Annotated in this window: 11 protein-coding genes; 1 reads left to right on the forward strand and 10 read right to left on the reverse strand. The window is 47.3% G+C overall.

Annotated elements, in window-relative coordinates; genetic code table 11:
- Window positions 1-4: 4 nt before the first annotated feature.
- Window positions 5-1,036, reverse strand: a complete 1,032-nt coding sequence (locus AC2TF6_RS19705; protein ID WP_491308149.1) for a ThiF family adenylyltransferase — start codon at window positions 1,034-1,036, stop codon at window positions 5-7.
- 148 nt (window positions 1,037-1,184) lie between these two features.
- Window positions 1,185-1,811 (reverse strand): HAD family hydrolase, encoded by a 627-nt coding sequence (locus AC2TF6_RS19710; protein WP_491308150.1) that lies wholly within the window; start codon window positions 1,809-1,811, stop codon window positions 1,185-1,187.
- 124 nt (window positions 1,812-1,935) lie between these two features.
- Between AC2TF6_RS19710 and AC2TF6_RS19715 the strand changes: the two genes are divergently transcribed.
- The gene (locus AC2TF6_RS19715; protein WP_454235842.1) at window positions 1,936-2,832 is read left to right on the forward strand and encodes a LysR family transcriptional regulator; all 897 of its coding nucleotides are present in this window, start codon (window positions 1,936-1,938) and stop codon (window positions 2,830-2,832) included.
- 25 nt (window positions 2,833-2,857) lie between these two features.
- Here the strand turns inward: AC2TF6_RS19715 and AC2TF6_RS19720 are convergent, their stop codons facing one another.
- From AC2TF6_RS19720 to AC2TF6_RS19755, 8 genes are all read right to left on the reverse strand, one after another.
- Window positions 2,858-3,619, reverse strand: a complete 762-nt coding sequence (locus tag AC2TF6_RS19720; RefSeq protein ID WP_491308151.1) for a type 1 glutamine amidotransferase — start codon at window positions 3,617-3,619, stop codon at window positions 2,858-2,860.
- A gap of 1 nt (window position 3,620) precedes the next feature.
- The gene (locus AC2TF6_RS19725) at window positions 3,621-4,844 is read right to left on the reverse strand and encodes a cysteine desulfurase (RefSeq protein ID WP_491308152.1); all 1,224 of its coding nucleotides are present in this window, start codon (window positions 4,842-4,844) and stop codon (window positions 3,621-3,623) included.
- Window positions 4,845-4,849: 5 nt separating this feature from the next.
- A complete protein-coding gene (gene hemL / locus AC2TF6_RS19730) occupies window positions 4,850-6,163 on the reverse strand; it encodes a glutamate-1-semialdehyde 2,1-aminomutase (RefSeq protein WP_454235839.1) in 1,314 nt (437 codons plus the stop codon).
- 16 nt (window positions 6,164-6,179) lie between these two features.
- Window positions 6,180-7,649 carry an aminotransferase class I/II-fold pyridoxal phosphate-dependent enzyme gene (locus tag AC2TF6_RS19735; protein WP_454236728.1) on the reverse strand — a complete coding sequence of 490 codons (1,470 nt, stop codon included), beginning with the start codon at window positions 7,647-7,649 and terminating at the stop codon, window positions 6,180-6,182.
- A 112-nt stretch (window positions 7,650-7,761) separates the two neighbouring features.
- The gene (locus AC2TF6_RS19740; RefSeq protein WP_491308153.1) at window positions 7,762-8,769 is read right to left on the reverse strand and encodes a carbohydrate kinase family protein; all 1,008 of its coding nucleotides are present in this window, start codon (window positions 8,767-8,769) and stop codon (window positions 7,762-7,764) included.
- A complete protein-coding gene (locus AC2TF6_RS19745; RefSeq protein ID WP_491308154.1) occupies window positions 8,756-9,049 on the reverse strand; it encodes an HPr family phosphocarrier protein in 294 nt (97 codons plus the stop codon). Before AC2TF6_RS19745 ends, AC2TF6_RS19740 begins: the two co-directional genes overlap by 14 nt.
- Before the next feature lie 15 nt (window positions 9,050-9,064).
- Complete coding sequence (locus tag AC2TF6_RS19750) at window positions 9,065-10,945, reverse strand: PTS sugar transporter subunit IIA (RefSeq protein WP_491308155.1); 1,881 nt, start codon at window positions 10,943-10,945, stop codon at window positions 9,065-9,067.
- Window positions 10,942-13,068, reverse strand: coding sequence for a BglG family transcription antiterminator (locus AC2TF6_RS19755; RefSeq protein ID WP_491308156.1), 2,127 nt, complete (start codon window positions 13,066-13,068; stop codon window positions 10,942-10,944). Before AC2TF6_RS19755 ends, AC2TF6_RS19750 begins: the two co-directional genes overlap by 4 nt.
- Window positions 13,069-13,088 lie beyond the last annotated feature (20 nt).

Raw genomic sequence — 13,088 nt, forward strand, 5'->3', positions numbered from 1 at the left:
CTTCCTATATGACATAGCGATGATATAACTTCTTGGCTACCAGCGGTTCGGAAGTGCCATGAACCAGCGCGCGACCATCCTGGAAAATAACGAGGCGATATTCCCCGTCATGAATTTGCAGCAGATAAGGATTTGCCTTTACGTCCGCATGCAACTGCTCCACATGCCAAGCGACCGCTTGCAAATCGAGCGGCTCTTGGCGCGGATACCGTACCCAAACGGAGGTTCGACCGCACAGCACTTCAGCTTGGATCGCCGACTCGTGCTTCAAATACGGATAGCTTGGATCGTTCCCACACGTCGGGCATGCGTGGCGCTTTGCCGATCCATTGAGTCGTATCGCTTGATGCGTATTCGACCACAGATCGAAGACCGTAAACCGATCCGACATCTGATCTCGGTTCCTAGACAGCCACTTGAGCGCTTCGGCCGACTGCATCGATACAACCATCTGTACCGTTGGCGCAATAATGCCTTCCCGATCGCATGATGTGGAGCCAATCGGCATCCGTTCCATCAAGCAATGCAGGCAAGGCGTCGTGCCTGGAATAAAGCTGCATACGGCGCCATAACTGCCAGAGCAGGCCCCATAAATCCAAGGAATTTGGTAGCGATAAGCAACATCGTTCAATATATACCGAATCGCAAAATGATCCGTCGCGTCAAGGATCAAATCCACTTTGTTACGCTTCAACAAGACTTGAAGATCCAAAGCTGTGCAATCCATCACATGCGCGTGAACCGTAATATCAGAATTGATCTGCCTTAACCGATTCGCTGCCGCCACGGCTTTGGGCAATTGATCGATAGCATCCTGCTCGGCGTACAGTGACTGCCGCTGCAGATTACTCCACTCTACATAGTCGCGATCGATAATCGTGATCGTGCCAACACCCGAGCGAGCAAACGTTTCCGCATTACCGGAGCCGAGCGCGCCCGCACCTACGATCAACACATGCGCATCCCCCAAGGCCTGTTGGCCAGCAGCACCAATCGGCCGGAAATTCTGCTGTCTGCTATACCGATCCTGAGACATCGCTGCTACCCCCTTCTGTTCATTCATCAAAGCCGCACTGACAACCGCAAAACCGTCCATCCCAGAACAGCGAAAATACGACATTGGCTGTAGTGCGTGAAGCACCACAGCCAATGTTTTGCCGATACTATGCATGAGCGATAATGAATCATTCAAGACCTACAATGCGGAGTAGATCATCAGGTCGATTCAATCTGTATTTCGCGACAGTGCGTTCTGGTTGCTTGGCTCCCCACATCGCTATGGCGAAGTCGATTTGAGCCCCGTTCGCGCATTGCTGATCAAATACGGTATCTCCGACATAAAGCGTTGTTGTCGGGTCGATTCTGGTTTGCTCTACATATTTGATTAACGGATCAGGCTCAGGCTTATGCTTGGACGTATCATCTGCACAAATAATGTGCGAGAAGTATTCACTAATACCGTGCGGCATAAAGTCGAATTTGAATTCCTCGCGTGTTTTGGACGTAACAACACCCGTATGGATGCCTTTTCCGGCCAACTTTTTAAGCATATCTTCAATCCCGGGATAGAGGGTCATCAGATGAGTATTCCTTTTTACATAAAGCGTCAGCTTTGCAGCAGCATGCTTTACATCCGGAACCTCCAAGAGGTTCATACTATTCTCACTAGTCATCCCCAATACAGGAATCAATTCTTCACTTGGGTACTCCATGTTCTTTTCTTCTCTTAAAACCTGCTGCAAGGCTAGAATGATCGCTTGGTCTGAATTAAGAAGAGTCCCATCCACGTCAAATATAACGGCATGAATCATATTAAAAACCTCCTTTTTTCATTCACAATTCCCGCTAAAAACCCATTAGTAATTCAATATTATTTATCGTATAATAATAGAAAATTCCTATCATTATAAAAGCAACACAAAAGGAGGAAGTCCAGTGGAACTGAAGCAATTGGAATACTTCATGAGGTTAAGTCAAGAACTGCATTTTACCCGTGCTGCCGAAAAACTAGGTATAACCCAGCCCTCGCTTAGCCAGCAGATTCGTTTGCTTGAGCACGAAGTCGGCATGCCTCTCTTTGATCGTGTCGGCAAAAAAACAATGCTTACCGAAGCAGGCAAAGCGTTACAACATCACAGCTACAATGTGTTTCATGAGCTCTCACAGGCGCGTGCAGTAATCAGTGAACTGCAAGGCTTAAAGAGAGGTACATTGAAAATTGGCGCGCTCTTGACCGTTGTTAATTACTTGCTTCCTCCTACGGTGGTGGGATTCCATAACCGTTATCCCAATGTAGAGCTTTCTGTACTTGGGCTGCGGACCGGTGATATCTATAACGGACTTCTGCAAAATGAGCTTGATCTGGGAATTGTACTCTTGCCAATGGAACATGAAGATCTTGAAGCCATCCCACTCTATAAGGAATATCTTGCCCTTGCAGTATCTGTAGATCATCCCTTGGCCCAAGCATCGTTTGTGACGCTTGACATTTTAAAGGAAACACCTTCTGTTCTATTGCCGAATTCCTATTTCTTACGGCAAGTGATTAATGAACAGTGCCGGTCATTGGCATTCACGCCCCAGCCAGTGTTGGAAATGACAACGATGGAATCGATCATCACGATGGTTGGCAAAGGTGTCGGCGTTACCGTCCTGCCGAAAGGGTACTTGGATTATATTGATCATCCACAAATCCGAACGATTCCGATTCAAAATCCGGTGCTCACCACACAAATTGGAGTCGTATATCGTAAGAATAAACATTTATGTGCAGCTAGCCGTGTATTTATGGAACAATTAATTTCAACGGTTAAAAACAAAAACTTTTTGTAAACGAAAAGCTACCGGCGAAACTCTCTTAGTCGCCAATAATAGGATAGGATACATTGCTTTTATAAACCAACTCATTCCCCTTATTAAGAGTCCGATAGTTCAGTTCCAATGTATCGAGCAAATGTGCCAAAATAGTATTTGAATGTGCTAGCAGAGACATCTGATCCATCATTTGATCTGGATGTTGGACATATCTACCTGGTTCGATTTCATCACTACAATATTCAATCAGCTTTTTGATGCTGTCATTGCTGCTTTCCAGATGAAATTGCAGCCCAATCACATGACCACTATACTCGAATGCCTGATTAACGCAACCAAGACTCATCACAGCCGTCTTGACTTCATCAGGTAATTCAAACGTGTCTCCATGCCAGTGAAAAGGAACGTACACCTGCGGAAATTGTTTGAAAAATACAGAGTTCTGGGACTCTTCCGTCATTTTTACAGGATGCCAGCCAATTTCCTTATACGGATTTTTGTATACTTTTCCGCCAAGTGCTTCTGCAATCAACTGCGCGCCCAAGCATATACCAAACACCAGCTTCTGTTGCCGAATCGTTTCTTTAATAAACGCCTTCTCATGAACAAGCCATGGAAAACGTTCCGCGTCGTATACCCCCATCGGACCGCCCAAGACGACGAGCATATCGAACTCCGACTGAAGTGGGAAATGCGTGCTTTCGTATAATAAAGTGCCTGTTAACTTATAGCCTTTGTCCCTAACCCAATCCGATATTCGTTCGGGCGATTCGAATGGAACATGCTGCAAGTAATGGATTCTCATCTTATTCCACTTCCCTAAAGTATTCTTTCGTTTTGTTCAGTGCAAAAAGAAGTTGCTCTACATCCTCTTCCGTATTATATAAATAAAAGCTGGCACGAGCCGTAGCACTGGCTCCAAAATGTCTCATCAACGGTTGACAGCAATGATGCCCTGCACGAATCGCTACGCCGTACGAGTCCAAAACCGTAGCCAGATCATGCGGATGGATCGTGCCCAAATTAAACGTCACCAATCCAAACCGCCCTTCCTCCGGACCATACATCGTTAAATGTTCGATTTGCTTCATTCGTTCTACTGCATAGCTGGTCAATAGCTTGTCATGCGCTTCGATGACATCCAGTCCGATTTGCTCAAGAAAATCAATAGCCGAGCCCAAGCCAACTGCGCCTGCGATAATTGGCGTGCCCCCTTCGAATTTCCACGGGAGCTCCTTCCAGGATGCGTCATACAGACCCACATAATCGATCATTTCTCCGCCGAATTCAATCGGCTCCATTTGTTCGAGATAAGCTTTTTTTCCATATAACACCCCAATGCCGGTTGGCCCGCACATTTTATGTCCCGAAAAGGCATAAAAATCGCAACCCAGCTCTTGCACATCCACCTTGATATGGGGAATGCTCTGCGCTCCATCTACCATGATGACTGCCCCATGCTTATGGGCGATTGCCGCGATTTGCTTCACTGGATTGGCAACACCCAATACATTGGAAATATGTGAAACAGATACGATTTTCGTGCGATCTGTGATCGTTTTTTCCGCCGCTTCGATCGAAAATGTCCCATCGGCTTGCAGCGGTATATATTTTAACACTGCACCTGTCGCCTTTGCTGCTTGCTGCCAAGGAAGAAGATTGCTGTGGTGCTCCATAGTGGAGACGACAATCTCATCGCCCTCTTTGCATACCGCTCGTGCATAACTGCTTGCCACAAGGTTAATGGATGAAGTTGTCCCGCGCGTAAAAATAATTTCCTCAACCCGTTCTGCATGGATAAAACGAGCTACTTTCGCCCGCGCTCCTTCATAAGCATCCGTTGCGCGCGAACCTAACGTGTGAACCCCTCGATGGACGTTCGCGTTATCTCGTTCATAATAGTGTTTCAAGACCTCAATGACCTGAATCGGTTTTTGAGCCGATGCTGCGCTATCCAGGTAGGCGAGCGGATGACCGTTAACTTTTTGACCCAATATAGGGAAGAGTTTTCTTAGGTTAGAAGTATCCAAAATCATCACCCTTTATTGCTGATTTTAGTCAGTGCTTGATAATGAGCGCTGATCGTCCTTTCGATATCCTCTTCGGAATGAGCTGCCGAGACGAAACTCACCTCGTAAGGTGTAGGAGCAGTTAAAATGCCAAGCTCCAGCATGGCTGCATAATATGCTTTAAATAGCTGCATATTTGAACCTTTAGCAGTAGTATAATCTACAACCTCTTGCTCCGAAAAAAAGGTTGAAAACATGGAGCCTACCCTGTTTATCTTGAGCGGTATGCCTGTCAGTTCAGCGTTTTCCTCAAAACCATCTGCCAATCTAGTCGCTTTTCTGTCCAGCTCCTCATACAATCCTGGCTCTTCAAGCAATCGCAAGGTTGTATATCCTGCCGCCATAGCGAGCGGATTGCCTGACAATGTTCCCGCCTGATAGATGGACCCAACAGGAGCAACCTGTTCCATAATCTCACGTTTACCGCCGTAAGCGCCGACGGGTAACCCACCTCCAATAACCTTGCCGAGACAGGTAAGATCCGGATCGATTCCATATAGCCCTTGCGCCCCATGAAAACCTACGCGATATCCCGTCATCACTTCATCAAAAATAAGCAAGCTGCCATACTGCTTTGTAATCTCGCGCAACCCGTGGAGAAATCCAGGAGTTGGCGGGATAACCCCCATGTTCCCCGCAACAGGCTCGACGATAACAGCCGCAATTTGTTCCCCGCATTGTTCGAATAGAAAGCGGACACTGTCCATGCTATTATAGGGCGCTGTAAGCGTATGAGCAGCAACACTATCGGGTACTCCCGGACTATCCGGCAATCCTAGGGTAGCGATGCCCGACCCTGACTTGATTAATAGTGCATCGGCATGTCCGTGATATCCGCCTTGAAATTTTACGATTTTTTGCCGCTTTGTATAACCTCTTGCTAATCGTAATGCGCTCATTGAAGCTTCCGTACCGGAATTCACCATACGTACCATTTCAATAGATGGCATACTTTTGCATATCCATTCAGCCATTTTGATTTCAATCTCCGTAGACAAGCCAAAGCTGGTTCCGCGAGACGCTGCTTCCTTGATCGCCTCCACCACTTCAGGATGAGCATGCCCGAGGATCAAAGGCCCCCACGACCCAATATAATCGATAAATTCGTTGCCATCGATATCGAACACCCGAGCCCCTTGACCTCTTGCCGCAAAAACAGGCGGTAAGTCTACCGTTGAAAATGCACGAACAGGGCTATTTACCCCACCAGGTATCACTCTTTTGGCTCGCTCGAATGCTGCTATGGAACAGGAATCCTCTCTTTTTGCGCTGAGATTCATAGTTGCCCCCCTTTAGCTAAATCGCCTTGGCTTCGATAACTACCTTGATGTTTTTTACAGTTAAATCTTGTGGTCCTCTTACAGGCAAACCGACTTCCAGATGCTCTTGAATGTATCGGATATGTTGTTCCGCGATGACTTCCCCAGGCAGTAAAATAGGAATACCTGGGGGATATACATAAACGGACTCTGCCATGATGCGCCCAGCAGATTGCGAAAATGGAATGAGTTCGACCTCCCCATAAAAGGCATCTCTTGGCGTCAAAGCAAGCAGCGGAATTTCTGGTAATTTGACATCAATGGCTCCAGCTTCCGCTTTTGGGTTTTGATGAGCTTTGGCAAGTTCAGCTAAACCGTCCAGCAAGCAAGCTACCGTTTCTGTCGAATCACCTGGTGTGATTAAGCAAAGAATGTTGTACAAATCGCTCAATTCTACTTCAATATTGTAGTGCTTCCGCAGCCATTCTTCCGCAGCATATCCGGTAATGCCTAACTCTCGGACATGTATGGTAAGCTTAGTAGGGTCGAAATCAAAGGCCGCATCCGTCCACAGAATCTCCCTGCCGAAAGAAGCCAGACCGGGAATTTGGTTGATTTGATCTCTGGCGTATTCTGCTAGTTGAATCGCTTTTGCTGCCATTTTCGAGCCATTCAAGGCAAGATGCTTCCGTGCTGCGTCCAGGGAAGCCAAAAGAATATAGGAAGTCGATGTTGTTGTCAGCATGCTAAAGATGGTTTGTACTTTTTCACGCTGAATGAGCCCTTTTTTAATATGGAGCAACGAGCTTTGTGTCAACGATCCGCCAAGCTTGTGCATGCTTGTTGCAGCCATATCTGCTCCAGCCTGCATAGCTGATAACGGAAGCATGTTATGAAAGTGGAGCAATGCCCCATGCGCCTCGTCAACAAGTACCGGTATGGCGTAATCATGAGCTAAATCAACGATGGCTTTCAGATCGGTACATACACCGAAATAGGTTGGATTGATCACGAGTACCGCTTTGGCATCCGTATGTCTTTCAATCGCCTTCTTCACTGAACGAACAGAAACGCCATGATCGATCCCCCATCGTCTGTCTCTCTCGGGTGTGACGAATACAGGTTTGGCTCCTGCAAAGATGATGGCAGATAAAATCGACTTATGCAGGTTGCGCGGCACAATAATTTTATCGCCCGGCCCACACACAGACATAATCATCGTAATAATCGCACTACTCGTTCCTTGCACGGAAAATAATGTATAGTCCGCGTCAAAAGCATGGGCAGCCATGCGTTGGGCTTCGTCAATCACGCCAGTAGGCTGGTGCAAATCATCCAATGGCGCAATATTGATCAAGTCAATGGACAGGGCATTTTCGCCCAGAAATGTTTTAAACCCGGCTTCCATCCCTTCTCCTTTTTTATGGCCCGGTATATGAAATGGAATCGGGTTTCGATTCGCATGCTCGAGCAATGCAGTAAACAATGGTGTACGGTGGTGATCCATATTGTTGTTCAATTCCTTTCAAAACGAGAGATCAAGTCAACTTATGGTTAATCTTAAATTGAATCGGATCATTCTTCAATTCAATTGATTATATGATAATGATAGTATATTCCTATGATAAGATCAGATTTTTCACTTCATCCCGTCCCGGAAGAGCCGAAATCGCACCTTTTCTTGTCACGGTGAGCGCGCTAGCGGCTACAGCAAATTTAAACGCCTTGTGAATGTCCTCTTCATGCCAACTCATTTGTCCGATGACTAACCTGCCCTTATCCCCTTTTGTCCCGCCAAGTTCGGTTAACCGAACCAAAAGTCCGCCGACAAAAGCATCTCCAGCTCCTGTTGTATCGACTGGCAGAACAGCGTAGCCGGGACACCCCCCTGTAACAGATGCTTCCTTGCTATTGAATGAGTAGTAGCATCCCCGACTGCCCAAAGTGACGGCAACAAGGGATACCCCTCTGGCGTGAAACCATTTGGCTGCAGCTTTCGGCTCCGATTCACCTGTAAATAGTGCCATTTCTTCCTCGTTCACTTTAACAATATCCACATACGGCAGCACCGCTCCAATCTCATCCATCGCCTGCTCCGGGTTCATCCATAGAGACGGACGCCAATTGAGATCAAATGAGATCATAGTTTGCGTCTCTGCTGCAAGCTTCAAGGCGTGCATCAAGGCAGACCGGATCGGCTCAGAAGCTAGCGAAATAGAACCAAAATGAAAGATAGCCGCTTCTTTTACCTTAGTCTCATCCAATTCAGCGAGAGTCAGAAGCATATCCGCACAAGGCTGCCTATAAAACAGAAAGTCCCTCTCCCCGTCAGCCTGCAAGGAGACATAAGCCAGCGCTGTCTTCGCTTCTCCTGTGTGGAGAAGCCCGCTCACGTCGACTCCGATATTCTCCAAGGTGTTCCTGATGAAATAGCCAAAAGGGTCAGCTCCAACCATCCCGAGAAATGCCGCTTTGCCGCCAAGCCTTGCAACAGCCGCTGAAACATTGGCCGGAGCCCCTCCTGGCGCTTTGTCAAATCCCGGAGCGTCTTCGAGCCCCATTCCCGCTTGCTGCGACACCATATCAATGAGCGCCTCGCCCATGGCTACAATCTTACTCGGAATCATCCCCATCCGTTCCCCCATCCATATTATTTAAATCATTCAACAACTTCGTCAACGACAACAACACCTGCCGTTCTTCTACTCCATGGGCTGTTATCGATATCGTTTCTCCTGAAGATACTCCCAATTGAAGAAGACCGATAATGCTTTTCCCGTTGGCCGTTCTGTTTTTATAGCTTACATTGATTTCAGCATCGTATTTTTGGGCTTCCATGGCAAACTGTTTGGCTGGTCTGGCATGAAATCCCGATTTACAAGCGATCCTGACATCTCGGCTGATCATACTGCGGTTCCTCCATCACTTGTTCTTGTAAGTATTGGCTATACTCTCCAGAACAAGCGCATAAATCTCCTGTCTGTTTGAAGCCCGAATTAACCGGTTTACCGTATCTTTATTTTCAATCAAATAGGCGATTTGAGAGATTAACTCCAATTGTTGGGGCTGATTGCCTACTACGGCAATCAGCAGATAAGCGATTTTGCCTTCACCGAATTCCACACCCTCGGGATATTGGGCAAATACAATACCGGGCTTGAAAATAGATTTGCTGCCCGAATCAATTCCGTGAGGAATCGCCACTCCATTGCCAATATACGTGGAAAGCACCCATTCCCGCTTGTACATCTCTTCAATGAACTCGGGATTGGCGTGACCTTTGAGTACGAGTAACTGCCCGACTTGTTCGATCGCCTCCCACTTATGGCTCGCTCTCGTGTTCAGTAGAATATGCTCGGTTGTCCAAGAATCTTTCGGCAAAATAGATGGACCCACGACCTCTTCGCCTTTCATTGTTTCCGTATCTCCCCTCCCCTGTTCCGTCTTAAGTTGCTGAACCAGCTCCTGATAGAACGTCCGATCAAGAAAAGAATTCAACGAATAATGCCGGGCATGCGGTGCCGCGACTCGGGCCCGTTCGGTGAGATGCACTTGGGAGCAGACGATATCCGATTCTTCGGTCAGTTCGTCGATCGAGCAGTTATTCACAGCCACATTCAGGTCGGCTTGCTTCAATTGTTTGCTAAGCAAGGCAGCTGCCATTGCGCTGGTACCTACTCCTGCTTCGCAAGCGAAAGTGATCGAATTTACTTTTGTCATCGGCTTCGCAACTTCGATGAAGGCTTCATTTAAAGCAGCCTTCTTACTGGATAACCGAGTAGACATCGCTTTCCTTGATTGCTTCACCGAAAGAATGACGAAGTTTCCGGCAAAACTAACCATAGCCGAAACGAGGATGCCCGCCAGCACAGGCAAATGCATGCCCTTTGGAGCCATGAGAAGCACCACGATAATGCTGCCGGGAGAAGGCGTGGCGACAAGCCCGGCATCCAACAGACTAAATACGAGATTTCCAGCCATCCCTCCCAGAATGAGGGGTACAATAAGCGACGGCATCATCATTGCATAAGGGAAATACATTTCATGGATGCCGCCAATGCTATGAATGGCCATAGATTTTCTGCACTCTTGCTTCTCTTGTCCGTATGATCTTAAATAATAGGCCAGCAGCAAGCCGAGCCCCGGTCCGGGATTCGACTCCATCAGGAAATAAATCGACTTACCGATCTGACGGGCCTGGTCTATGCCCAGCGGTCCCAGAATACCGTGATTGATGATGTGATTAAAGAACAATACTTTTGCCGGTTCAATAACAAGCGCAAGCAACCAGAATAAGCCGGATGCCATTAACTTCTCCATCCCAGTCATGATGATCTCAAGCAATTCGACGAAGACGGGTACGAGCATATAATGCGCGACCAATACAAAGAAAACCCCAATCAACGACGGGATAATATTATAGGAAAGCAGCTCTAGTCCTGTGGGAATTCGCTCTTTGAGCTTAAGATCCGTCTGAACGATCGTATATCCGATAATCGGCCCGAGAATCATGGCAGGCAAAATCATCGTATAATTGGAAGGGTTTCCTGCGATTAGACCGACTACGACAAAAGCGGCGACCATTCCTCCACGCTGTCCGCCAACCATCTTCCCTCCCGTGAAACCGAATAAGATCGGAATAAAATATTGGATCAGCGTATCGATAAGCGGATAAATTTCGGAAGTCGGCCACCATCCTTGTGGGCCAAACAGTACCCGAACGATGCCGATGGCGGTGAGACCAGGAATATTCTGTATAACCAGAGCACTAAAGAAACGTCCGATGCGGTTAAAACCCTTCATAATTGTCCTCGGAATACAGCGCGGGTCTTATCCATATAAACCCTGCCCAGAACTGCCTTAAATTTATTCCGCACCCCTTCGATTTCATCTCCGGTGAGCGATTGAACGAATTGTTCTTCTGCCAACTCCGCGCTGACCGAACTGATCATCTCTATATACTCCTTGGGCGCAGTATGCGGGGCAAGCAATATAAGCACGGTGCTGACTGGCTCGGCATTTTGCGAATCTCCCCAGTCCACAGCTCTCTTCAGTTGAAACAAGCACACGCAAAGCGTACTTATTGCGTCGCTTCGACAATGCAGGATGGCAAGCCCCTCATCCTCCAGCACGAATGCTCCCCTTTGTTCTCTCTCTAGAAGATCTTCTTTGAGCCTGGTTTGCTCAACTTGCTGAATTCGCTCTCCCACATAAGCAATCGCTTGATGAATGAGATCCTCCTTCGATACAACAGTTAAGTCTGATTCTAGAAACAAATGATTGGTTAGAAGCATCACGGCTTCTCCATATAAACTGATGGCCGCAACGGTGCCTTCGATTTCCGTCGTTTCCCGTTCGGATACATCCCTGGATAAGGGAGGACGGTTTAAATATTGTTCAATTAACGATATATCACTCTCTCCGAGGAATGAATTGACAGCGATAACCTGATGCTTTTCGTGACTGAACGAAACGGTGGAGATAATCAGATCGATGGGCGCATGCTTCTCAATCGCATTCTCAATATGAAGCAGTGACACGATCTCCACGATGCGAATGTTTGGGAACTGTTTCTCCAATTGGGTTGCAAGTAGCTTAGACGTTCCCATGCCGCTGGGACAAGTCAGAAGCACCCGATAGCCGTGGGAAGAGCTGCCCTTTTGCCGCAAAATAGCGGCTCCGAAGTGTAGCGCAAGATACCCTATCTCTTCCTCCGGAACGTTGCAACACAAATTCTCCTCCAATACGCATACCGCGCGGGCCGTGGCAGCGTACACTTCCGGATATTGGTCACGAATATGATCCAGAATCGGATTTCGGATATCCATATTCAGCAACAGTCGATGAATAGCCGATTCAAGATGTGCAGTAAGAGAGTCGATAAGATAGTTGTCATATTCTAGCTCCAGCTTCAAATCTTGCCCTACGATTCGAATCATCTGCTCCACGTAATGCTCTACTTTAACATCACCGGGGCGGTTAGCTAGAGCGAATATCCGTTTGCCCTTGGCTCCTAGCAGATGCATCGTGATGTAGCCCACTTCACTCTCGGGAATATCCACTTCCAATTGTTCATTTAATTTACGGGCCATTACCCGCGCCCAGCGGAACTCTTCGGTTTCTCTCAGATGGCGCAGGGAGTCGGTATCAATCGTAATGCTCTCACCATGTTGTAGACGCTGAATGACCAGAGCAATATGAATAACAAAACCTACATAAGCGCTGTCAGTCATCTCGAATCCGCGTACTTTCTCAGTTTGCCTGACTATGCCTTCAATTTGGCTAATCGTGTCTGGCGCAATAAAATGAAGCAAATGATTGCGAACAGACAGCTCAAGCTTGTCCTTTTCGAAAGTATACGATGAATAGGAGGATAAAATATCCATCAATTGCTCTTGCGAGAAATGCTGATACAATAGGTCAATGATCGCCGCCCGAATGCTCAGCTCCTGAACTTCTAGATGTATGCCAACCCCGGGCTTGCGAATCAACCGGATTTTGTGCCTTTCAAACCATGGCTCCAGCTTGTCGAGATCATTGCTGACCGTTGCCATGGCAACGCCAAGCTTGCTGCTGAAGAAGAACAGTTTGGCGGGCTCCTGAAGGGTAAGCAGCATCTGCGTCAGCAGATACTGCCTTTCCTCCGGTGTAAAGATTCGATTTCCATCCCTGATGTTGATCTGGTCGAACAGCTCTTTTTTGGCGTCATCCTCACCTTCCAAATGAAGCCCAACCCCTGTCTTCTTGACAAAAGTAAGCCCAAACGGAAGGAGAAGACGGTCCAAGCCGTCAAGTTCTCGTTGAACCGTACTGATGCTGATCTTCAGCTCCAGCGAAATCTCTCTTATTGTAATTGGTAAGGAGGATCGAAGAAGAAGCATCAGAATTTGATGTTGTCTTGAATTCACCGAGATGCCCTTCTTCATACCAATCCCCCCCTTGTGCC

The organism is Paenibacillus sp. JNUCC 35, assembly GCF_058269095.1.